Annotated in this window: 21 protein-coding genes and 2 other annotated features; of the genes, 16 read left to right on the top strand and 5 right to left on the bottom strand. The window is 35.8% G+C overall.

Annotated elements, in window-relative coordinates; translation table 11 throughout:
* Position 1: 1 nt before the first annotated feature.
* The 3 genes from BAQ44_RS12235 to BAQ44_RS12225 are packed head-to-tail and all read left to right on the top strand — an operon-like array spanning position 2 to position 3,469.
* A complete protein-coding gene (locus BAQ44_RS12235) occupies positions 2 to 1,246 on the top strand; it encodes a copper resistance CopC/CopD family protein (RefSeq protein ID WP_071721819.1) in 1,245 nt (414 codons plus the stop codon).
* A 27-nt stretch (positions 1,247 to 1,273) separates the two neighbouring features.
* A complete protein-coding gene (locus BAQ44_RS12230) occupies positions 1,274 to 2,764 on the top strand; it encodes a sensor histidine kinase (protein WP_071721818.1) in 1,491 nt (496 codons plus the stop codon).
* Positions 2,765 to 2,779: 15 nt separating this feature from the next.
* A complete protein-coding gene (locus BAQ44_RS12225; protein WP_061676648.1) occupies positions 2,780 to 3,469 on the top strand; it encodes a response regulator transcription factor in 690 nt (229 codons plus the stop codon).
* A 50-nt stretch (positions 3,470 to 3,519) separates the two neighbouring features.
* Here BAQ44_RS12225 and BAQ44_RS12220 read toward each other — a convergent pair whose 3' ends face one another.
* Positions 3,520 to 4,278, bottom strand: a complete 759-nt coding sequence (locus BAQ44_RS12220) for an SDR family oxidoreductase (protein WP_071721817.1) — start codon at positions 4,276 to 4,278, stop codon at positions 3,520 to 3,522.
* Positions 4,279 to 4,535: 257 nt separating this feature from the next.
* Positions 4,536 to 4,781 (top strand) — a binding site (T-box leader).
* A gap of 66 nt (positions 4,782 to 4,847) precedes the next feature.
* Positions 4,848 to 5,088: a binding site (T-box leader), on the top strand.
* Positions 5,089 to 5,239: 151 nt separating this feature from the next.
* On the opposite strand from BAQ44_RS12220, the gene ilvE reads away from it, so the two are divergent.
* The 6 genes from ilvE to ilvA are packed head-to-tail and all read left to right on the top strand — an operon-like array spanning position 5,240 to position 12,140.
* Positions 5,240 to 6,139 carry a branched-chain-amino-acid transaminase gene (gene ilvE, locus BAQ44_RS12215; RefSeq protein WP_000528140.1) on the top strand — a complete coding sequence of 300 codons (900 nt, stop codon included), beginning with the start codon at positions 5,240 to 5,242 and terminating at the stop codon, positions 6,137 to 6,139.
* A 22-nt stretch (positions 6,140 to 6,161) separates the two neighbouring features.
* Positions 6,162 to 7,877, top strand: a complete 1,716-nt coding sequence (gene ilvB / locus BAQ44_RS12210; protein ID WP_071721816.1) for an acetolactate synthase large subunit — start codon at positions 6,162 to 6,164, stop codon at positions 7,875 to 7,877.
* Entirely contained in the window at positions 7,874 to 8,104 is a 231-nt protein-coding gene (locus BAQ44_RS12205; protein WP_061676651.1) for an ACT domain-containing protein, read from the top strand. The genes ilvB and BAQ44_RS12205 overlap by 4 nt, the downstream gene beginning before the upstream one ends.
* A gap of 14 nt (positions 8,105 to 8,118) precedes the next feature.
* Positions 8,119 to 9,126 carry a ketol-acid reductoisomerase gene (ilvC, locus tag BAQ44_RS12200; RefSeq protein WP_071721815.1) on the top strand — a complete coding sequence of 336 codons (1,008 nt, stop codon included), beginning with the start codon at positions 8,119 to 8,121 and terminating at the stop codon, positions 9,124 to 9,126.
* A gap of 46 nt (positions 9,127 to 9,172) precedes the next feature.
* Positions 9,173 to 10,846 (top strand): dihydroxy-acid dehydratase, encoded by a 1,674-nt coding sequence (ilvD, locus tag BAQ44_RS12195; protein WP_063263766.1) that lies wholly within the window; start codon positions 9,173 to 9,175, stop codon positions 10,844 to 10,846.
* A gap of 31 nt (positions 10,847 to 10,877) precedes the next feature.
* Complete coding sequence (gene ilvA / locus BAQ44_RS12190) at positions 10,878 to 12,140, top strand: threonine ammonia-lyase IlvA (RefSeq protein WP_071721814.1); 1,263 nt, start codon at positions 10,878 to 10,880, stop codon at positions 12,138 to 12,140.
* Positions 12,141 to 12,230: 90 nt separating this feature from the next.
* Here the strand turns inward: ilvA and BAQ44_RS12185 are convergent, their stop codons facing one another.
* Together BAQ44_RS12185 and BAQ44_RS12180 are read right to left on the bottom strand one after the other, a co-directional pair.
* Positions 12,231 to 12,458, bottom strand: coding sequence for a hypothetical protein (locus BAQ44_RS12185; protein WP_063263768.1), 228 nt, complete (start codon positions 12,456 to 12,458; stop codon positions 12,231 to 12,233).
* 52 nt (positions 12,459 to 12,510) lie between these two features.
* A complete protein-coding gene (locus tag BAQ44_RS12180) occupies positions 12,511 to 13,614 on the bottom strand; it encodes a CapA family protein (RefSeq protein WP_061676656.1) in 1,104 nt (367 codons plus the stop codon).
* 216 nt (positions 13,615 to 13,830) lie between these two features.
* On the opposite strand from BAQ44_RS12180, the gene BAQ44_RS12175 reads away from it, so the two are divergent.
* The 3 genes from BAQ44_RS12175 (at position 13,831) to BAQ44_RS12165 (ending at position 16,801) form a co-directional block, all read left to right on the top strand.
* Entirely contained in the window at positions 13,831 to 14,547 is a 717-nt protein-coding gene (locus BAQ44_RS12175; RefSeq protein ID WP_071721813.1) for a DUF554 domain-containing protein, read from the top strand.
* Between the two features lie 20 nt (positions 14,548 to 14,567).
* The gene (locus BAQ44_RS12170) at positions 14,568 to 15,419 is read left to right on the top strand and encodes a GNAT family N-acetyltransferase (protein WP_071721812.1); all 852 of its coding nucleotides are present in this window, start codon (positions 14,568 to 14,570) and stop codon (positions 15,417 to 15,419) included.
* A gap of 167 nt (positions 15,420 to 15,586) precedes the next feature.
* A complete protein-coding gene (locus BAQ44_RS12165; RefSeq protein WP_063263772.1) occupies positions 15,587 to 16,801 on the top strand; it encodes a multidrug efflux MFS transporter in 1,215 nt (404 codons plus the stop codon).
* 53 nt (positions 16,802 to 16,854) lie between these two features.
* Here BAQ44_RS12165 and BAQ44_RS12160 read toward each other — a convergent pair whose 3' ends face one another.
* On the bottom strand, positions 16,855 to 17,616 hold the full coding sequence (locus tag BAQ44_RS12160) for a DODA-type extradiol aromatic ring-opening family dioxygenase (RefSeq protein WP_063263773.1): 762 nt from the start codon (positions 17,614 to 17,616) through the stop codon (positions 16,855 to 16,857).
* Positions 17,617 to 17,820: 204 nt separating this feature from the next.
* Between BAQ44_RS12160 and BAQ44_RS12155 the strand changes: the two genes are divergently transcribed.
* Both BAQ44_RS12155 and BAQ44_RS12150 read left to right on the top strand, forming a co-directional pair.
* Complete coding sequence (locus BAQ44_RS12155) at positions 17,821 to 18,744, top strand: alpha/beta hydrolase (protein ID WP_071721811.1); 924 nt, start codon at positions 17,821 to 17,823, stop codon at positions 18,742 to 18,744.
* 55 nt (positions 18,745 to 18,799) lie between these two features.
* A complete protein-coding gene (locus tag BAQ44_RS12150) occupies positions 18,800 to 19,405 on the top strand; it encodes a pentapeptide repeat-containing protein (RefSeq protein WP_071721810.1) in 606 nt (201 codons plus the stop codon).
* A 53-nt stretch (positions 19,406 to 19,458) separates the two neighbouring features.
* On the opposite strand, the gene BAQ44_RS12145 is transcribed toward BAQ44_RS12150, so the two are convergent.
* Complete coding sequence (locus BAQ44_RS12145; protein ID WP_071721809.1) at positions 19,459 to 20,418, bottom strand: serine hydrolase domain-containing protein; 960 nt, start codon at positions 20,416 to 20,418, stop codon at positions 19,459 to 19,461.
* 344 nt (positions 20,419 to 20,762) lie between these two features.
* On the opposite strand from BAQ44_RS12145, the gene BAQ44_RS12140 reads away from it, so the two are divergent.
* Positions 20,763 to 21,407 carry a LytTR family DNA-binding domain-containing protein gene (locus BAQ44_RS12140; RefSeq protein ID WP_061676664.1) on the top strand — a complete coding sequence of 215 codons (645 nt, stop codon included), beginning with the start codon at positions 20,763 to 20,765 and terminating at the stop codon, positions 21,405 to 21,407.
* A gap of 127 nt (positions 21,408 to 21,534) precedes the next feature.
* A complete protein-coding gene (scpC, locus tag BAQ44_RS12135) occupies positions 21,535 to 23,049 on the top strand; it encodes a succinyl-CoA:acetate CoA-transferase ScpC (RefSeq protein WP_071721808.1) in 1,515 nt (504 codons plus the stop codon).
* Positions 23,050 to 23,242 lie beyond the last annotated feature (193 nt).

Below are 23,242 nucleotides of genomic sequence, written 5' to 3'. Positions count from 1 at the left end.
CATGCTTTATAGAATGATAGTATTTATTTTAACAAGTGTAAGTATATTTTTATTTTCTCATAGTAGTGTATTTGCTCATACAGGTGTTATAGGAATCACCCCTAAAGAGGGTGAGGTTCTTACAGTACAACCGGAACAGATTATTCTTGAATTTAGTGAACCAGTTACAGGAAATGTAGTCAATATTGAACTGCTAGATCCAAGTGCAAAGAGAGTGCAAGTATCAAAGGTTGAAATATTAGATAACCCAACAAAAATAAAAGTGAAGATACCAAACTTAAATAATGGTACATACACAGTAAGGTGGTCTATGATATCTGCAGACGGACATCCGAGTGAAGGAGGCTATCCCTTTTCAATTGGAGAAGACGTACAAACTAATGCAGTGGTAGAGGGAAATGTGAGTGGGAATGGCTCAGTATTTTCAGATGTTATGATAGTAACACTACGCTATATTGTAGAGGGAATGATTTTAATTGGAGCAGGAGTAAAGTGGCTCGATATGTTTGTAAAACGTTATAGATTACCTTCCATATTGCAAAGAATGAAGAATATGAAAAAGATTTTCTTCTTTATACTTGTAGTAGGATTAATAGCCGAATTAATAGTATATAAGTCAATTATGCCGAAGGGGAGTTTACTTATTCATTCGCCATTTTCAGTTATTATTATGATTCAACTGCTATTATTAGTTCTTATGTCTTTGCAACATATGGGGAACGAATGGTATGCGCTAATTTGGGGATTTCTTGTTGCGAGTTTTTCTTTCACAGGCCATGTATGGATTACTAATCCAAATTGGGCAGCAGTTATAATTAGAATGATCCACGTTATGAGTATTGCAGTGTGGCTAGGAGCACTTATTTATTTAGCTCTTGTTATAGCGTGGACAACATTATACAAAATTACATTTGATCAAAAGCGTTTTCGTAAACATTTTAGTATTATTGCTGGTACTTCATTTATTCTAGCATTTCTTTCTGGGGAATTAATTGTGTTTTTACAGACGAGGAATTGGGTACTTTTTAATTTTAATTCAATATGGACGAACCTTTTAAATATAAAGATTCTTACTGTATGTATAATTACAATTGTAGCATGGAGACAAACGAAAACATGGGGTAAAGATATTGGAACAGTTAATCGCCGTTTATTGCTCTTAGAAATTGTTCTAGCTATACTCGTATTATTAGCTGGTATTTGGATGAGTCAAGTTTCGTTTCCACTGAATTCTGTAATAAGCTAAAAATATAATGTTCATAGGAGTTCTGTAATGTCAATCCGTATTAGATTGCTGTTGTCGTATGTTGCGATGGTAATTATTCCAATCGTTTTTTGCGGTATAGCAGTTATGTTAATTAGTGTTACTTTATTTGGTGATATTCGTATTGCAAAAGCAATCATTGGTCTTAATCAAAATAGTCATTCTCTCATTGATAAAGAGCAGGAGGGTGCTATTCGTACAAAAGAAGATGAAGATGATATTTTTAGTAGGTTGAAAATTCTTTCATCGTATGCTCCAGATAAATTGGAAGATATAAATTTTTTAAAGGAAACTGATAAAGAATTAAACGATAATCAAGCAGGATTACTAATTCGAAAAAATGATGAGCTTACATATTCATCTCCATATTTTAAAATCTCTTCGTTTGATAAATACCTACCCGCATTTGAAACGGAAGGACAAAGAAAAGGAATGGATGTGAAAATAGAGGGTAATTCTTTTTACTATAAGCAATTTAATTACTACGATGAAGAGAAGGATAAGGTTAGTATTTTTGTATTTGAGTATGTAAATCCTTTAGAAGAAATGATTAGAGAATTTTTCCCGTATTTCGTATTCTCTTTAATACTTGGGTTAATTATTACGAATGGAATATTAACATATTTTATATCAAGGAGTATTATAAAACCATTGCATTCATTAAAGCAGGCAACGGAAAGAATTCAAAAGGGTGATTTAGATTTTCAAGTAAAGCCACTTGCGAAAGATGAAATAGGTGAATTAAGTTTATCGTTTGAAGAGATGCGTGGCAGATTGAAGGAATCGGTCGAGTTGCAAATGCAATATGAAAAAAATCGTAAAGAGTTGCTTTCAAATATTTCTCATGATTTACGGACGCCAATAACGGCTATTAAAGGTTATGTACAAGGAATTAAAGAAGGTATCGCTCGAACTCCAGAACAATTAGATAAATATTTAACGATTATTTATCATAAAGTGTTTGATATGGATCAATTAATTGACGAGCTTTTTCTCTTTTCAAAACTTGATTTAAAAGAGGAACCGTTTCAATTTGAAGAGGTTGAAATTAATCAATACTTATCTGATTGTATAGAAGAACTACAGCTTGAATTACAGGATAAGGGAATTGTAGTGAGATGGGATGCTCAAAAGGATACTTCTATTTTGGTAAAAGGTGATCGTGAAAAATTACGTCGTGTTATTACAAATATCATTTGGAATAGTGTTAAGTATATGGATAAAGAAGAAGGATATATAGGAATTCGCATGACCGAATCTATTGATTATGTAACGATTTACATAAAAGATAATGGGGTAGGGATAGAAGAGAAGGCGTTGCCTCATATATTTGAAAGGTTCTATCGTGCAGATCATTCTAGAAATTCTAAAACAGGTGGAAGCGGACTTGGTTTGTCAATTGCACATCAGATTATCACACAACATGGTGGTGATATTTGGGTAGAAAGTAAAAAAGGTAAAGGAACGACGCTGGCATTTACATTACAAAAAATCAATTAGAAAAAGGAGAGCATCTTGAAAAGGATTTTAATTATTGAAGATGAAGCTATTATAGCAGAGTTAGAAAAGGATTATTTAGAGGTTGCTGGGTATACAGTAGATATTGATTACTCTGGCGAAAAAGGTTTACAAAGAGTTCTTCTGGAGGATTATGACTTGTTAATTTTAGACATAATGTTACCAGGAATAGATGGATATGAAATTTGTAAACAAGTTCGATTGGAAAAGGACATACCAATACTTATGGTGTCCGCAAAACAAGAGGAAATCGATAAAATTAAAGGGTTAGGTTTTGGAGCAGATGATTATATTATAAAACCGTTTAGCCCGAGTGAAATGGTGGCACGTGTAAATGCTCATCTAGCTCGTTATGATCGTTTAACAGGAAAGCGAGAACTAATAAAAGATGAAATTCGTATTCGAGGATTGTTTATTGATAAATCGGCCCGACGTGTATTTGTAAATGGAACTGAGGTCATGTTAACAGGAAAAGAATTTGATTTATTAACTTGTATGGCAGAAAATCCAAATCAAGTATTTAGTAAAGATCGTCTTTTTGAAACTGTATGGGGGATGGATGTAATTGGTGATGCAGCAACGGTTGCTGTACATGTGAAAAATATTCGTCACAAAATTGAACTCGATCCATTCGATAAATCATATATCGAGACAATTTGGGGAGTAGGCTATCGTTTTACACAGTGAAAAAGGCCAGCAAAGGTGCTGGCCTTTTTTTGTGTAAGTAGATTAAGAAATTACAAGCAAGATCCTCCGCTAACATCAATTAATTGTCCAGTAACCCAGCGGCTGTCTGGAGAAGCGAGAAATGCCGCGGTATCGGCAATATCTTCTACTTCACCTAAGCGATTAAAAGCGGAAATGGTAGTAGCGTACTGTTTCATCATTGGGTCGCTCAAGAGTTCCGCATTCATATCTGTTTTAATAAATCCAGGAAGTATTGCATTCACTGTTATTCCTCGTGCTCCGAGCTGTTTTGCTAGTGTGAAAGTCATTGTATTAATAGCGCCTTTCGTCATACTATATGCAACGAAATCAGGTAAAGAAATACGAGTGGCAGCGGATGAAATATTAATAATTCGGCTATTGTCACGTAAACGAGATAAAGCTTGTTGGATGATAAAGAATGGTGCTTTTGCATTAACTGAAACCATTCTATCAAAAAATTGTTCAGTCGTTTCTTCAATAAAAGCACCAGGACCAATTCCAGCGTTGTTTATTAAAATATCAAATTTAGTACTACCAGTTCTTTTTTGTAATTCGCTATCTAAAGAACTATAAAGGGTTTCTACACCATGTAAAGATTCAAGGTTTGCACCGATAGAAAAAGCAGATCCGCCATTTGATTGAATTTCATAAACAGTTTCTTCAGCATCTTCTTTTCGATCTCCGTAATGAATAGCAACTAATGCACCGTCGTTTGCTAAACGTTTTGCGATAGCACGTCCAATTCCTCGGCTTGCTCCTGTAACTAATGCCACTTTTCCTTTTAACATAGTTTTCTCATCTCCTCATAAAATTTTATATGTTATTAAGTTGTTTTTTTATGTAGTAATGCGAACATACTTAAGTAATATATGAGTATGTGTAAGAAGTTCATTCCGATTTTGTTTTGAGAAAAAATAAATAGACTTCTCTTGAATTGATCAAATTTAATTTTTTTCGGAAAAACATGTTGACAATGAAAAGAACAACGTCCTATAATACGTTTAACAAATAAAAGTGAATTAAGAATTTTCTAACTTTATATGTTGTATATGCAAAGAAGAGGAAAGTAGATGGTTATGATCGTTTCAGAGAGCTGCTCCTAGGCTGTGAGAGTAGTAACAATCGAATCATTGAAGATCACCTCGGAGCATCGCTTGCGAAAGGGAAACTGAGTAGAGGGCGACGGCATCGTCTCCGGTAAAAGGACGGGGGTCTAATTGGACCTACAAAGCTTATATTTCGCGAGAAGTATAAGGAAGCTGAGTGGTACCGCGAAACTCTCGCCTCAGCAATCAAAGCTACTAAATTGTAGTAGTTGATTGCTGAGGCGAGAGTTTTTATTTTAAAAATAGAATAAGAGAATGCGTAGAAGCGGAGAGTAAATGATAAAAATTGTTTCAGAGAGCTGCCTAGAAGCTGTGAGGGTAGTAACAATTTCATCATTGAAGATCACCACGGAGCACTACTTTTGAAAACTAGTAAAAAGTAGCGGAGTTGTTTCCGATAGAAAAACAAAAAGTCTAATTGGACTTGCAGAGCTTATATTTCGTGAGAAGTGTAAGGAAGCTGAGTGGTACCACGATTCCCTCGTCTCAGCAATGGATTGCTACAAGTATGTATGTAATTGATTGTTGAGACGAGTATATTTTTAAGGTATATATACTGAATATTCTGTTAAAAATACTCATCTCAGCAATCGATATAAAAATAGGTTGCAAAATAGAGAGAAAAAAAGAGGAGCGATGTGAGATGGGAAACCAGTACATTTATATGAATGGGGAATTTGTAGAAAAAGAAAAGGCAGTTGTTTCAGTATATGATCACGGTTTTTTATACGGAGACGGTGTATTTGAAGGGATTCGTAGTTACGGTGGAAATGTATTTTGTTTAAAAGAACATGTAAAACGATTATATGAATCGGCAAAATCTATTTTACTTACAATCCCGTTGACGGTTGAAGAAATGGAAGAAGCAGTTTTGCAAACATTGCAAAAAAATGAGTATGCGGATGCTTACATTCGGTTAATTGTTTCAAGAGGAAAAGGTGACTTAGGGCTCGATCCGAGAAGTTGTGTGAAACCGAGCGTTATTATCATTGCAGAACAATTAAAGTTATTCCCACAGGAATTTTACGATAATGGATTAAGCGTTGTATCTGTTGCATCAAGACGTAATACGCCAGATGCATTAGACCCACGAATTAAGTCAATGAACTATTTAAATAACGTACTTGTAAAAATTGAAGCGGCACAAGCTGGAGTGCTAGAAGCACTTATGTTAAATCAACAAGGATATGTTTGTGAAGGATCTGGAGATAATGTTTTCGTTGTGAAAGATGGAAAGGTGTTAACACCTCCTTCTTATTTAGGGGCGCTAGAAGGTATTACGAGAAATAGTGTGATTGAGTTATGTGAGCGACTTAATATTCGGTGTGAGGAAAGACCGTTTACTCGCCATGACGTATATGTAGCAGATGAAGTATTTTTAACGGGAACGGCAGCAGAATTAATTCCAGTTGTAAAAGTTGATTCAAGAGAAATTGGAGATGGGAAGCCAGGAAGTGTAACGAAACAATTGACAGAGGAATTTAAAAAGTTAACGAGAGAAAGAGGAGTACGTGTTCCAGGATTAGCGGAAAGCTTACTGTAGGTAGGGAGAGGAGTTAATTGAAATGGAGCAACAGTATACAACATGTGAGAAATTGCATTGTGAAGAAGTGACAGGAGCTGGACACGTTATTCAATGCTTGAAGAATTTAGGTGTAACTACCGTTTTCGGTTATCCAGGCGGAGCGATTTTGCCAGTGTATGATGCGTTATACGGAAGTGGTTTGAAGCACGTTTTAACTCGTCATGAACAAGCTGCCATTCATGCGGCAGAAGGATATGCGAGAGCTTCTGGAAAGGTCGGGGTAGTCTTTGCTACCTCTGGCCCAGGAGCGACAAATTTAGTTACGGGCTTAGCGGATGCTTATATGGATTCGATTCCTTTAGTTGTCATTACAGGGCAAGTTGCAAAGCCCTTAATTGGTAAAGATGGATTTCAAGAAGCAGATGTTGTCGGGATTACAGTACCTGTTACGAAGCATAATTATCAAGTTCGTGATGTGAATCATTTATCACGTATTGTACAAGAAGCTTTTTACATCGCCGAAAGCGGGCGACCAGGGCCAGTATTAATTGATATTCCAAAAGATGTTCAAAATGAAAAGGTAACAAGTTTTTATAATGAAGTAATTGAGATTCCAGGATACAAAATAGAGCCTATGCCAGACAGTATAAAGCTTAGAGAGGTGGCTAAAGAAATTTCAAAAGCTAAACGCCCACTTCTTTATATTGGAGGAGGTGTCATTCATTCGGGTGGATCTGATGAACTCATCAAATTTGCGAGGGAGAATCGTATTCCTGTCGTTTCCACTTTAATGGGACTTGGTGCATATCCGCCGGGAGATTCATTATTTTTAGGAATGCTCGGCATGCATGGAACGTATGCTGCAAACATGGCAGTAACAGAATGTGATCTACTACTTGCTTTAGGTGTTCGCTTTGATGATCGTGTAACAGGAAAATTAGAACTCTTTTCTCCGCATTCGAAAAAGGTACATATTGATATAGATTCTTCAGAGTTTCATAAAAATGTAACTGTGGAATATCCGGTTGTTGGTGATGTGAAAAAAGCGTTACACAAGCTGTTACATATGCAAATTTGTACACAAACAAAAGAATGGCTTACGAAAATCAAGGAATGGAAAGCTGAATACCCTCTTTCCTACAATCAAAAAGAAAGTGAGTTAAAACCACAACATGTTATTAGCCTAGTAAGTGAAGTAACGAATGGTGAAGCGATTGTTACGACAGAAGTCGGACAGCATCAAATGTGGGCTGCGCATTTTTATAAAGCGAAAAATCCACGGACTTTTCTAACATCTGGCGGACTAGGAACGATGGGGTTTGGTTTCCCGGCAGCAATTGGTGCTCAGCTTGCAAAAGAAGAAAAACTCGTCATTTGTATTGCAGGCGATGCTTCTTTTCAAATGAACATTCAAGAACTACAAACAATTGCTGAAAATAATATTCCTGTAAAAGTATTTATTATAAATAACAAATTTTTAGGGATGGTAAGGCAATGGCAAGAAATGTTTTATGAAAATCGTTTATCAGAGTCAAAAATTGGATCGCCAGATTTTGTGAAAGTGGCAGAAGCTTATGGAGTGAAAGGATTAAGAGCGAAAAATTCAACCGAGGCGAAACAAGTGATGTTAGAAGCAATTGCTCATGAAGGTCCTATCGTAGTTGATTTTTGTGTAGAAGAAGGTGAAAACGTATTTCCGATGGTTCCGCCAAACAAAGGGAATAACGAAATGATTATGAAGAGGTGGGAAGAATGAGTCATACTTTTTCACTCGTTATTCATAACGAGCCAAGCGTCTTATTGCGTATAAGTGGAATTTTTGCTCGGCGTGGTTATTATATTTCTTCTTTACATTTAAACGAAAGAGATACTAGTGGCGTTTCTGAAATGAAACTCACAGCAGTTTGTACTGAAAGTGAAGCGACATTACTTGTTGGTCAGTTGAAAAAATTAATTGATGTACTGCAAGTAAATAAATTATAAGGGGTGTATGGAATATGAAAACGTATTATGAGAAAGATGCAAATTTAGAGTTATTACAAGGGAAAACAGTTGCGGTAATTGGTTATGGATCTCAAGGTCATGCGCAGGCACAAAATTTACGTGATTCTGGTGTGGAAGTTGTAGTTGGTGTTCGCCATGGTAAGTCTTTTGAAGTAGCAAAAGCAGATGGGTTTGAAGTAATGTCTGTTTCAGAAGCGGTTCGAACCGCGCAAGTTGTACAAATGTTATTGCCAGATGAACAGCAAGCACATGTGTATAAAGCAGAAGTAGAAGAGAATCTCCGTGAAGGGCAAATGTTACTTTTCTCACATGGATTTAATATTCACTTCGGACAAATTAATCCGCCAAGTTACGTAGATGTAGCGATGGTCGCACCAAAAAGTCCAGGTCATCTCGTTCGCCGTGTATTCCAAGAAGGAAATGGTGTTCCGGCATTAGTCGCAGTACATCAAGATGCTACGGGAACGGCATTACGTGTAGCGCTTGCGTATGCAAAAGGGGTAGGTTGTACACGTGCAGGTGTAATTGAAACGACATTCCAAGAAGAAACGGAGACAGACCTATTCGGAGAGCAAGCAGTGCTTTGCGGCGGGGTAACTGCACTTGTAAAAGCTGGTTTTGAAACATTGACAGAAGGCGGATATCGTCCTGAAATTGCATACTTTGAATGTTTACATGAATTAAAGTTAATTGTTGATTTAATGTACGAAGGTGGTTTAACGAACATGCGCCATTCTATTTCAGATACGGCAGAGTTCGGAGATTATGTAACAGGATCGAGAATTGTTACAGATGAAACGAAGAAAGAAATGAAACGAGTACTTACAGAAATTCAGCAAGGTGAATTCGCGAAGAAATGGATTTTAGAAAACCAAGCAGGGCGTCCAACATACAATGCGATGAAAAAAGCAGAGCAAAATCATCAGTTAGAAAAAGTAGGGGCAGAGCTTCGTGAAATGATGAGCTGGATTCATGCACCGAAAGAATTAGTAAAGAAATAGAGTAAGTGATTATAAGTGAAAAATACGTAAGAGGGGATTTGACAAGATGAGAAGTGACATGATTAAAAAAGGTTTTGATAAAGCGCCGCACCGTAGTTTATTAAAAGCAACTGGTTTGAAAGATGAAGATTTTGATAAACCGTTTATAGCTATCTGTAATTCTTTTATTGAAATTATTCCAGGTCATAAGCACTTAAATGAGTTTGGGAAACTTGTTAAAGAAGCGGTGCGTGCAGCAGGTATGGTTCCATTTGAATTTAATACAATTGGAGTAGATGACGGTATTGCGATGGGGCATATCGGTATGCGTTATTCGCTTCCGAGTCGTGAAATCATTGCAGATTCAGTAGAAACGGTTGTAAATGCACATTGGTTTGATGGCATGATTTGTATTCCAAACTGTGACAAAATCACACCTGGTATGATGATGGCTGCACTTCGTATTAACATTCCAACTGTATTTGTTTCAGGTGGTCCGATGGCGGCTGGAAAAACGTCAAAAGGAGATGTTGTCGATTTAAGTTCTGTTTTCGAAGGGGTAGGAGCTTATCAATCTGGTAAAATTTCAGAAGAAGAATTAAAGGATATTGAAGATCATGGCTGTCCATCTTGTGGTTCTTGTTCCGGTATGTTTACAGCGAACTCTATGAACTGTTTATGTGAAGTGTTAGGTTTAGCTCTTCCAGGTAACGGAAGTATTTTAGCCATCGATCCAAGACGTGAGGAATTAATTAAACAAGCAGCAGAGAAATTAAAGATTTTAATTGAAAAAGATATTAAACCAAGAGACATCGTAACGGAAGAAGCAATTGATGATGCGTTCGCGCTTGATATGGCGATGGGTGGTTCAACAAATACAGTGTTGCACACATTGGCGCTCGCGCAAGAGGCTGGATTAGATTACGATATGAACCGTATTGATGCCGTTTCAAGACGTGTACCACATTTATGTAAAGTAAGCCCTGCTTCCAATTGGCATATGGAAGATATTGATCGAGCTGGCGGGATTAGTGCTATTTTGAAAGAGATGAGCCGAAAAGAAGGTGTGCTTCATTTAGATCGTATTACTGCTACTGGGCAAACGTTAAGAGAAAATATTGCTCATGCAGAGATTAAAGATAAGGAAGTGATTCATTCTCTCGAAAACCCTCATAGTGAAGAAGGGGGATTACGTATATTAAAAGGAAACCTTGCGAAAGATGGTGCAGTTATTAAAAGCGGAGCGACCGAAGTAAAACGATTTGAAGGACCTTGCGTTATTTTTAATTCACAAGATGAGGCGCTTGCGGGCATTATGCTTGGGAAAGTTAAGAAAGGCGATGTAGTTGTTATTCGTTATGAAGGACCAAGAGGCGGCCCTGGTATGCCGGAAATGTTGGCACCAACGTCAGCGATTGCTGGTATGGGATTAGGTGCAGATGTTGCGCTATTAACAGATGGCCGTTTCTCGGGTGCTTCACGTGGTATTTCGGTAGGGCATATTTCACCAGAAGCAGCTGCAGGCGGAACGATTGCACTTCTTAAACAAGGGGATATCGTTTGTATCGATGTTGAGGAAAGATTGTTAGAAGTAAGAGTTAGTGATGAAGAATTAGATCAGCGTAAAAAAGAATGGAAACGACCAGAACCGAAAGTGAAAACTGGCTGGCTTGGGCGTTATGCACAAATGGTAACATCGGCGAATACAGGTGCAGTCCTAAAAATCCCGAATTTCGATTGAGCCAATTTAAAAGAGATAAGGATGATATGAAATGGTGCAGAAGGTAAAGGAGAGAGTGAAAATTGAAGATATCTTAATGGCTCATAATTGCATGAAAGATATCGTTATTAAAACACCGTTACAACGTGATACAGTTTTATCTGAGAAATATGATTGTGACGTTTATGTAAAAAGAGAAGACTTACAATTGATTCGCTCTTTCAAAATTCGTGGTGCGTACAATTTAATTCAAAGTTTACCAAAAGAACAATTACAAAACGGCGTTGTTTGTGCAAGTGCTGGCAATCATGCGCAAGGAGTTGCTTATACGTGTAATTTATTGAAGATTCCGTCGAAAATCTTCATGCCGACGACAACGCCTAAACAAAAAGTATCGCAAGTACAATTTTTCGGTGGTGATTTTGCGGAAATTGTATTAGTTGGTGATACATTTGATAGCTCGTTCCAAGAAGCACAGCGCTATTGTGAGGAAAATAGAATGACGTTCGTTCATCCGTTTGATGATCCGTATGTTATTGCTGGTCAAGGAACAGTGGCAGTTGAAATTATGCATGATATGGAGAAATCGGTTGACTTTATTTTTACAGCAATTGGCGGTGGTGGATTAGCATCAGGTGTTGGTACATATGTGAAAGGTGTTAGTCCTGCTACAAAGATTATTGGTGTAGAGCCAATGGGAGCTGCATCTATGAAAGAGGCTTTTCTTCAAAATGATAATGTCGCATTGGAGAAAATAGATAGTTTTGTTGATGGGGCAGCTGTTAAAAAGGTAGGAAAGTTAACATTTGAAACGTGTAAAGATGTAATTGATGACATTGTTTTAGTACCAGAGGGGAAGGTTTGTACGACGATTTTAGAACTGTATAAGAAAAATGCAATTGTAGCTGAGCCTGCTGGTGCACTATCTATTGCAGCGCTTGATTTATACAAAGATGAAATAAAAGGTAAAACGGTTGTATGTACGCTAAGTGGTGGAAATAATGATATTGATAGAATGCAAGAAATGAAAGAACGTTCGCTTATTTATGAAGGACTAAAACATTACTTCATCATTGAATTCCCGCAGCGTTCAGGTGCGCTAAGAGAATTTCTTGATAAAGGATTAGGGCCAGGAGATGATATTACTCGCTTTGAATACATTAAGAAACATAATAAAGAAAATGGTCCAGCGTTAGTCGGCGTAGAATTAAAACATAAAGAGGATTATGAGCAATTAATTACTCGTTTTAAAGAAAATAATATTCAATTTATGGAGCTGAATAAAAATCCTGTTTTGTTTGATTTACTTATTTAATAGAAGGAAAGAGGAAACATACAGTTGTACCTGAAATAAAAAAGATAGATGCAAACAGCGGAAATGCTGCTTGTATCTATCTTTTTATAATTAAACAATATATTTTCCATATTCAAGAAGGATAAAGCTAGTTAACCAAAAGAATATCGCAATACGAATGATTACATACATAGTAAATTCAAAGGTAGTAAGCTTTCGTTCACGTTTTAGTTTTTTTAGAAGTCTAACAGAAAAAAATGAACATAAAAGTAGAACGGCTATAGATATTTTATAAATATTCTCTAACAAACTTACATTTTCTAATAAGTCTTTCAGCATGTTCATCACCTATTCTGTAAAGTATGTTACAGAGAAATAAATCTTGCGGTGTCTAGTTTCGTTTGTTTTTTATGTTCCCTGTATCATCAATTTCTACGTCAGTTGAAATTGTTTGTAAATATTGTAGAGCTTTTTTCTTTTCGTCCTCATTTACAGGGGAGATTTGGTTGTTGCGAATGATGTAAGGATTGAATGACATTTGGACATCCTTTCCTTTAAAAGTTAAAGTTAATACGCCAGTTTCGGCGCTTTTCCCGCTCACATAACTTGGGAATAAAAAGTTTCCTAATGAGTAAGCGATAGGAACTTTATTATAATACTCAAATCCTTGAAGCCAATGTGGGTGACTTCCGACAATTGCGTCAGCTCCTGCTTCAACCATTTTAGGAACATATTGCTTTTGGTATTCTACCGGACGATTTGATTTTTCAACGCCCCAATGCATATAGACGATTAAATAGTCTGCATCTTGCTTTTGTTCTTTAATTGTTTTTGTTACGAGATTTAAATCATATCCGTTCGCAACACCAGGTTTATTGTCACCAGCTACCCAATTCGTATCAGGCATAAATCGAACGAAGGAAAGAAATTTGAACTTTTTCCCTTTTACGGTCATTTCACGTGCTGTATATGCATCTTTTGCATTTTTTCCGGCTCCAATGTAAGGGAACTTTAATTTTTCTACGTGAGAAATCGTGTCTAATAATCCATCTTGCCCATAATCAAGAGTATGGTTATTTCCGATATTTACGATGTCATATCCAGTGTTTTTTATCGCTTGTAGTGTGGAGGGATCACTTTTAATCCAAAATAGTTGTCCAGGAGCTTTCTTTTCTCTCGTTGTAAATGCTGACTCTAAATTAACGAAAGAAATATCAGCTTTTGTTATTTCTTCTTTAACATGCTGGAATGGATAATCGGCCCCGTTTTTTTCGATTACAGGACGTAATTGCCAATCGAACATTGTATCACCAGAGAAGGTGAGTGTGATTTCCGGGTCTTCTATTTTCTTTTCACTTGTTGAAGCGGTTTTATTAGATTTGTTTTGCAAATCGGATTTGTCTTTCGCTTTTGAAGTAAAAGAGTAGTTAACTAATAAAACAATTGGTGTAATGCAAAAGGCTATTAACAGAAATCGTTTTAGTAAAGTTGTCATAAATACCTTCCCTTTTGAGTTTATACCGCAATTTGTAGGCAGTAAAACCCGCGCTAGTTAAAGTTTCACTTTATGTATAACTACAAAAAATTGCGGTTTATGTAGTGAAAAATATTTGTTAATATTCTCAATATTAAGTTAACATATAGATAACCTGTAAATCAATGAATAAACCAAAATATAGAAATAAAGAATTCGAAGGGTGAAGAATGAGAAATGGTTATATTAGGAGCAGTTGTAAATGGGATTTGTATTATATTTGGTACTTTACTAGGTAAATTATTTAGTAGAATTCCAGAAAGTATGAAGGGAACAATTATGCATGCAATCGGTTTAGCGGTTACTGTGCTTGGACTTCAAATGGCATTGAAAAGTGAAAATTTCCTTGTTGTCATACTAAGTCTTGTAATTGGTACCGTCATCGGGGAATGGCTACAATTAGAAGAAAAGTTAAAACAGTTAGGAGATTGGCTAGAAAATAAAGTTGGATCGAAAGGGAAAGGAAGCATATCAGAAGGCTTTGTAACAGCTACTTTAATTTTTGCAATTGGTGCGATGGGGATACTTGGTGCACTCGACAGCGGGATTCGCGGAAATCATGATATTTTATTTACAAAGGCGATTATCGATGGATTTATTTCTATTATATTAACGACAACTTTAGGAATTGGTGTAGTGTTTTCGGCAATTCCAGTTATTTTATACGAAGGAGGTATTGCGGTTTTTGCAACACAAATTAATAGTTTGGTTCCGAAAGCATTAATGAATCAATTTATAGTGGAAATGACAGCTACAGGTGGTATTATGATAGCCGCCATTGGATTGAACTTACTTGGTATTATTAAAATTAAGGTGGCAAATTTACTGCCAGGTATATTGGTAGTTGGAATAATTGTTTCACTTATTTACGGTTACGGTTTAATAGTAAAGTAATAGGGGGGGGAGAGATACATATGGAGGAATTTCAATTTACGAAACGTGTTCATAACATAATGCATATTGCAGCAGAAGAGGCAGAAAGTAATATTATTCAACCAACTCATCTGTTTATCGGCATGTGTAAAGAAGGTACGGGAGTTTGCAGCGAGTTGTATATGCATTTGTTTCGTAACTTGGGTACGGATTTTTTAGAAAAACTTTCGATACGAAAACAATACGATTCACCGGATCAAGAGTATAAAAAAATAGGACAATACAAGGTATCTTATAAGGCGTTAGAAATTTTACAAATAGCGAAGAAACGTATGGAACGTTTCCAGCAAGTAATAATAAACGAAGGACATGTTATAGATGCACTATTTCGCACGGATACGTTTATTGGAAATGCACAAATACAAAAAGATATATTACGTATTCTAGCTGAGCCAAGAGATTTAGCGGTCGATCTAAAATGTTTTGATCCTACTTATAATCATTTAATTTGTACTGTTAGAAAGGCTAACCCTTCTGATTTTGAAAAATTAGCAAGTTTTGTTAATGGGGAATTTGGTGAACGTTGGTTACATTCAATAGAGTATGGATTTCGTACATATAAAGAAAATGTACCTATTTATATAGCAGAACAAGAAGAAGTGATAGTAGGTTTCGCTTGTTACGATGTAGTGAGAGGGAAGAAAGGATTGTTTGGTCCAATGGGCACAGCAAAGCAAAATCGTGTGAAAGGTGTAGGGAAGCAATTGTTACATCGTTGTTTACATAGTATGAAGCAAGATGGATATGAATACGCAATTATTGGACAAGCAGGTCCGATTGAGTTTTATGAGAGAAATTGTAATGCGCGTTTAATACCGATAGAGAATAAGTAACCAACTTCATATAGGGGAGTTGGTTTTTTTATGAAAAAAATGTAGAGATGTAGTGATTTTTACTAGAAAATAGCGGGTTTTGTAGTAAATCTTACAAATAAAGCAAATTACTAAACTTTTTACAAGAAAGGGTGTAGAATGGGTATCTAAAGAAAGAAGGTGTGAAAATGGCCAGCTGGAAACGAAATTTGATGATTTGTTGGCTAGGTTGTTTTACCACTGCAGCCGGTATGAGTTTAGTAATTCCTTTTTTATCTTTTTATATTGAGGAATTAGGAGTAACTGGCACTTCAAGTATTGCACAGTGGTCGGGACTTGCATTTGGTATAACATTTTTAATGGGTGCGATCGTATCACCAATATGGGGAAAACTTGGTGATATACATGGACGGAAATTGATGCTGATTCGTGCGAGCCTTGGTATGGCGATTATTATGACGCTTATGGGATTTGTAACGGATGTGTATCAACTAGTCGCACTAAGATTTTTAATGGGAGCAGTATCTGGTTTCCTTTCAACGGCGATGACATTTATTGCGGCAGAAACTCCGAAAGAACATTCAGGTTGGGCAATCTCCACAATTTCAACAGGTGGCGTGAGCGGTTCTTTACTTGGCCCATTACTTGGTGGTTATTTGTCAGAGTTAATTGGAATGCGCCATGTTTTTCTTGTTACAGGAGCTTTTTTATTCCTTTCTTTTCTCATCGTTTTTTTCTTCCTACATGAAGAGAATCACTCCGCTCAAGCAAAAAAAGTACAAACGAAAAAAGTATGGACGATGGTTCCAGCGAAGCATTTAATTATTAGTTTGTTTGTAACAACATTTATTATTCAACTTGCAAACATGTCAATTCAACCTATTATTACATTGTATGTAAAGAATTTAGAAGGCCCAGGAACAGCTCATATTGAAATGATTGCAGGCGCAGTTATGTCAGCGACAGGGTTAGCGGTTATTTTGGCAGCACCAAGACTAGGAAGATTATCAGATCAAATCGGTCCTCAAAAAACGTTAGTTGTAGCGTTGTTTGCTGCAGGAATTATTTTTATCCCGCAAGCATTTGTAACCTCAGCTTGGCAACTATTAATTCTTCGATTTTTATTAGGTATCGCACAAGCAGGATTATTACCTTCCGTACAAACTCTACTAAAACAACATACACCAACCCATGTAACGGGACGAATATTTGGATATAATCAATCGTTTCAGTTTCTGGGGAATATGATTGGACCAGTACTTGGTGGACAAATTGCAGCACATGCGGGCTTCCAATATGTTTTCTTCTCTACTTCATCATTACTATTTATTGCGTGCATTTGGGTTTATTTTCATAATAAGAACGAAGAGGTATCAGAGAAACGACATTTGGAAGTTAGTTAACTAAGTGAATGAAAAAGAAAAAGGATGAAGCAACGATTGCTTCATCCTTTTCTTTAAAATTGAAGACAAAGATAGCTTAATGTACCAAGCTCGTAACTGCGGTGAATGATTTCACCGTTATTTTCACCGCTTCCCATAGCGATAAATAAAGGAACAAAATGCTCTGCTCTTGGTACTGCTAATTGTGCATGAGGGGCGTTGTTCTCCCAATTAAATAATGCATCTTTATCAGTAGTCTGCATATGTTTAATAATCCAATCATCAAATTCAATTGCCCATTGTTCGGGTGTCGTTTGATTCCATTTCAAAGCTCGTAAGTTATGAACGGTAACACCGCTACCGATTATTAAAATATTTTCTTTTCCAAGTCCTTTAAGCGCTTCTCCAATCTTAAATTGCTCTTTTGCAGGAAGGAATGGATTGACTGAAATTTGGACGACAGGAATATTTGCTTCTGGATACATGCGGTGCAAGAGTGTCCATGAGCCATGATCTAAACCTCTCGTCATATTATGATGGACTGGAATACCTTTGTTTTTAAATTTTGTTTCTAACATAGATGCAATGTTAGAAGAGCCTTTCGCACGATATTTGATTTCGTATAACTCAGGAGGAAACCCTCCAAAATCATAAATTGTTTCATATTCGTTATCTGATGAAGAAATCGTTAATACTTCACTTTCCCAGTGAGCAGTGAAAATAACAATTGCTTTCGGTTTATATGTTTCTCCAAGTGTTTTTAAAAATCTTGTATAGTCTGTATCTTGAATAGCAAGCATCGGTGATCCGTGTGCTAAAAATAATGATGGCATCATAATAGAAACCTCCCCAAAATATAATAATTACTTTATGTAAGTAACTATACATTTTTATTTTACATTCGTCAATATATTAGTTTAAGAGCTAATTGGAAAAGTGAGTCATTTGTCATAATGAAGGCAATTGCATATAATACATAATAAGAATAATGAATGGATATTCATTTTTTAATATACATAATAGAGTTGGGGGCTGACGAAATGAACGTACAGGAAAGTTTCGTTACGGCATTGGATGGATCGGAAATTTATTTACGTAAGTGGCTACCAGAAAGAGATCCGCGAGGGATTATTCAAATTGCACATGGTATGACAGAACATGCAGATGTTTATACAGACTTTATTGCTGCGTTATTAGAAGCAGGGTATGGTGTTTATGCACATGATCATAAAGGTCATGGGAAAACAGTGAAAAGAGAAGAAGATTATGGTCATTTTAAACCAAATGTAGGTTGGAATGAGGCTGTTTCTGATGTTATTTTTGTATCAGAAACGATAAGAAAAGAGCAGACATGCCCGTTATTTTTACTTGGACATAGTATGGGTTCTTTTTTATCAAGACGTGCTGTACAACTGAAAGGTGAATTATATGATGGATTCCTTATTTCAGGAACTGGTGGAAATCCAGGGATTTTAGGAAGTATCGGTCATAAAGTAGCGACAATTGAGATGAAATTACGCGGAGAAAAAACGAAAAGTCCGATGCTAAACTTTTTATCTTTCGGAAATTTCAATTCGCACTTTAAACCAAATCGTACGAAATTTGATTGGTTATCTTCAGATAATAATCAAGTTGATAAATATATTGCGGATCCGTTATGTGGATTCATTTGTACGACGAGTTTTTATCGAGAATTATTTTCTGGTGTATTAGAAGTAAATAAACTAGAAGAGTTTAAGAAAACACCGAAAAACCTTCCAATACATATTTTTTCCGGAGATCGTGATCCTGTTGGGGATATGGGGAAAGGTGTAAAAGAAGTATATGAGAATTATAAAAAATGTGATGTGAAAGATGTAACGCTGCGTTTATATGAAAATGGAAGACATGAAATGTTCCATGAAGTAAATCGAGATGAAGTATTTCAAGATTTGATTTCTTGGTTAGATGGACACATTGTATGAGAAGAAACCTCACTTTTTTGAAGTGAGGTTTCTTTAAGGAGATGGAGGAATAGTTATGAGTGAATTTGTAAATAAAGAATATGTAGAAATAGATTTTCAAGATATCTTGATTAAAGAAGAGGAATTGAAAAATTGTACGTTCATAAAATGCCGTTTTAGAGGGATAGATGCATCGGAAGTTTATACTGAAAATTGTAATTTCATAGAATGTGATTTTACCGGTGCTCTTTTTAACGCTTCTATCCATAAAGGAACTACATTTGCGAATTGTAAGTTTGTTGGTGCGAATTTATTCGTATCGAAGTTTGAAGAATGTAAAATGACTGGCTCTGATTTTGAAGAAGCAAATTTAGACGGAATAACTATCATATCGGGTGATTGGTCCTATACGAATTTAAGGTTCGCGAACTTAAGTAAACAAATGTTAAAGGGTATACGTTTGATTGAAGCTGACTTATATGAATGTAATTTAGAAAAAGCAGATTTACGTGAAGCGGATTTAACGGGTGCACAATTAGGTAAGGCGAAACTTAGTGGTGCAAATTTAAAAGGAGCGATAGTTGATAGAATTGATTTTACAAGTTTTGATTTAAAAAATGTGAAATTAGATATAGCGCAGGCAGTTGCAGTAGCAAGATGTTATGGGGCTAAGGTGAACTAAATTGTTTGAAAAACCGTTCAAAATGCTGAACGGTTTTTCAAATCATAATAGATTTAAAAATTATTTTCTATATAAGAAGCGATTTCATTAGCAAGAGTCGATGTTAATAGTGTAGATACATTGCTTAAAATGATGATTGTAGCCTCTTTGTCAATTAATCGTAAATAGGAGGACGTAAAGCCGTTAATTCCTCCGTGATGAAATATAAGTTTATTATTTTTTTCAGTTATAGCAATATTCCAACCGTAACCATATCCGTAAGATTCTGCAGTAAGCATACGAGACGTCATCCTACTTGATAAGAAGCGATTTTCTTTTAGCGCCTTATCAAATCTATATAAATCTTCGGCTGTAGAAACTAATCCACCGGCTGAATATGAATTAGACATATGAATAAATGATGCGTTCTGTAGGCCATGGTTTGGATGTAACTCATACCCAGTTGCTTTATGTTTTTGAATCATATGATTCAAATCAACACCTGTGTTTATTATAGAGAGTGGGTAGAAAATTCTCTTTTTAAGAAATTCCTCATAAGAAATTCCACTTATAACTTCAATAACTTTTCCTAATATAATATATCCTGAATTCGAATAATTGAATTTTTCACCAGGACTAGATTCAAAGGGACACGCAATAATCCATTGTATTAGTTCATCTGGTGTTCGAGGCTGTAAAGATTTTAATAAAAAGTCATGTTGAGCAGTATGATTTAATAAATGCTTGATCGTAATTTGATTTCCTTTTGGAAAATCGGGAATGAATCGATCTAAAGTATCATGTAGCTGTAATTTTTCCTCTTCCACCAGCATTAAAATTGAAACTGCTGTGAAGATTTTAGTTATTGATCCGATACGAAACTTCGTTGTAGATGTATTAGGTATGTCCCAATTATAATTAGCTTTTCCAAATGACTGTTTATAAAGAGTCTCTTCTTTATGGACTATTAAAATTGTTCCATTAAATTTTTCTATATTTTTATATAAGGATGAATTGATATATGGGTTTAACAAATTTCAGGCACTCCTTTAAATGTTGGAATATTCGTTACCTGAAATGGAATCCAACGGCATAGGCAATTCCCCCCTAAATGAAATGTTTTTTAGAATACTTTTCTATTTTATAATGCAAGTAATATAAGAAGCAAGTTGATTTAAAGTTATATAAAATAAAGGATTTTTTATTGCTTGGGGCAATACTTTAGTAGTTCATATTTTAAAGGTGGAGAGAAACAATTATGGGAGTAAGAAAATTGATAGTAATTGAAGCTAGTGAATTAAGTGAACTTGCACTACATGTAAAAGCAACAGCTGCCCGTTCATAATAGTAGTATAATAGTAAATGAGGTGTTCATACTATGGAAGATAAAACATTAGGTATACTACTAGATGTTGTTGGGGAATTATTTTCAGATGAAATATCAATCGCTGTTTCGAATACGAAAGAATATATTTACTATCGGCCAAGTAAACGAATTGATTTAAAAATTAGCGCCGGGGATCCTATTAAGGAAGGGACGATTGCTCATAAAGCAATGGTAACGAAGCAAAAAGCTTCTGAGTTTATTAATCGAGATGTTTTCGGTATTCCTTATCATGGAATGGCCGTACCGTTTTCAAATAATGAGAAGATTGAAGGTTGTGTGACGGCAATTTATCCCGCTTTAACGGATGGGAAGTCAGTCGTTACTTTAAAAACAACAGACGGATGGGTTCCGGTTCCTTTCTCAAAGGTCATGTATTTAGAAGCTAAAGATAAAAAGACGTATGTGAATTCAGAAGAGTTAACAGGAACACATAAGTACTCGTTACAAGAATTCGAATACTTGTTGCCGAAAGATTCCTTTATTAGATGCCACCGTTCCTTTATTGTAAATGTTAATCATATTAAAGCGATTTATCCTGATACACATTCTACTTTTGTACTTTCTATGGATAACGGAGAGAGGGTACCAGTGAGTCAGTCATACGCTAGCTATTTTCGTAAGCTTCTAGGATTCTAAATTTTTCTGCTTTAGAACCTAGATTCGCTGTTTTATCTGAATTTTCGGCATTGTGTACAAAAATCCCTATTTCGATAGTGTTAATGTGTAAAATAATTATGAATATTCATTGAGAGAGGGATTACATATGGAGAATAATTTAGATAGAATTAGGGATCAACGTTTCAAAGATCGAGTAGTTACACCTGAAGAGGCAGCTTCATGGATTGAAAGTGGAATGACTTTAGGGTTAAGTGGATTTACACGTGCTGGGGATGTAAAAGCAGTCCCATTTGCGCTGGTGAATCGAGTGAAGAATGATAAATCTTTTAAAGTAAATGTTTATACAGGGGCTTCTTTAGGTTCGGATGTAGATAAATTATTTGCTGAGGCAGGAATTTTAGGGAAAAGATTGCCTTTCCAAGCCGATGCGACTATGCGAAAAGGAATTAATAACGGAGACTTTTTATTTGTAGATCAGCACTTATCTCATACAGCAGAGTTACTTCGTGCTGACGTTATGGATATAGATGTCGCTATTTTGGAAGCGGTTGCGATTACTGAAGATGGAATGATTATTCCAACCACTTCAATTGGAAATTCCTTAGCATTTTCCTTACATGCTAAGTCCATTATTATTGAAATGAATATGGCTCAATCTACGCAACTAGAGGGGCTGCATGATTTATATGAACCAGGTAAACAAGGGGAAAGACTTCCAATTCCGCTCGTAAAAACGGATGATCGAATTGGAACAATTGGTATCCCAATTGTTGCTGAAAAAGTGAAGGGGATTGTGTTTACGAATCAACTGGATTCACCATCGACAATTGTTCCTCCAGATGAAGAAACTGTCATTATGGCACAACATTTAATAGAGTTCCTTCGAGAAGAAGTTAAAGTAGGCCGATTAACAAAGAGTTTAGCACCGTTACAATCGGGAATTGGTTCAGTTGCTAATGCAGTATTGCACGGCATGCTTGATTCGGAGTTTGAAGATTTAGAAGTGTATTCTGAAGTTTTACAAGATGCGGTCTTTGATCTAATGGACGCTGGGAAAGTTAATTTTGCTTCCTGCTGCTCGATCACGCTTTCTGAAGAGAAAATGCAACAAGTATTTTCTAACTTTGAAAAATATCGTGACAAATTAATGATGCGTCCGCAAGAGATTTCTAATCACCCTGAAATCATTCGCCGCCTCGGATTGATCTCGATTAATACTGCTTTAGAATTAGATATATACGGAAATGTTAACTCTACTCACGTTTTAGGTACAAAGATGATGAATGGTATTGGTGGTTCTGGTGACTTTGCGAGAAATGCACGTCTAGCTATATTTGTTACGAAATCGATTGCAAAAGGTGGTAACATTTCAAGTATCGTTCCTTTCGTTTCTCATGTAGATCATACGGAACATGATGTAGATGTTATCGTCACTGAACAAGGGTATGCTGACCTAAGAGGATTAGCGCCAAGAGAAAGAGTGGAACTAATTATTGAGAATTGCGTACATCCAATGTATCGTGACCAGCTAAGAGCTTATTACGAAGAAGCACAAACAAGAGGTGGACAAACTCCTCATGTTTTAGAAAAAGCTTTTTCTTGGCATACGAATTATGCTAAAAATGGAACAATGCTTGAAGAGGTAGTAGAAACTGTTTAGAAGTGTAAAAATGATTCTTAATATAATATGCTATACAGGTTAAAAGAAAAAGAACGCCAATTTTCAGGAATGGTGTTCTTTTTCTTTTAATAAATTGTTACCTATTCTGAAGAATTATAAAAGTTATCTCTTATTTACGGAAATAAGAGGTTTTTTAAATTATTTTTTCGAATCATTTTAATAGGTTACATAT

The organism is Bacillus mobilis, from assembly GCF_001884045.1.
Classification (GTDB): Bacteria; Bacillota; Bacilli; order Bacillales; family Bacillaceae_G; genus Bacillus_A; species Bacillus_A mobilis.
The sequence above is the reverse complement of the archived record's forward strand: the minus strand, read 5'-3'. Positions and strand labels throughout refer to the sequence as shown.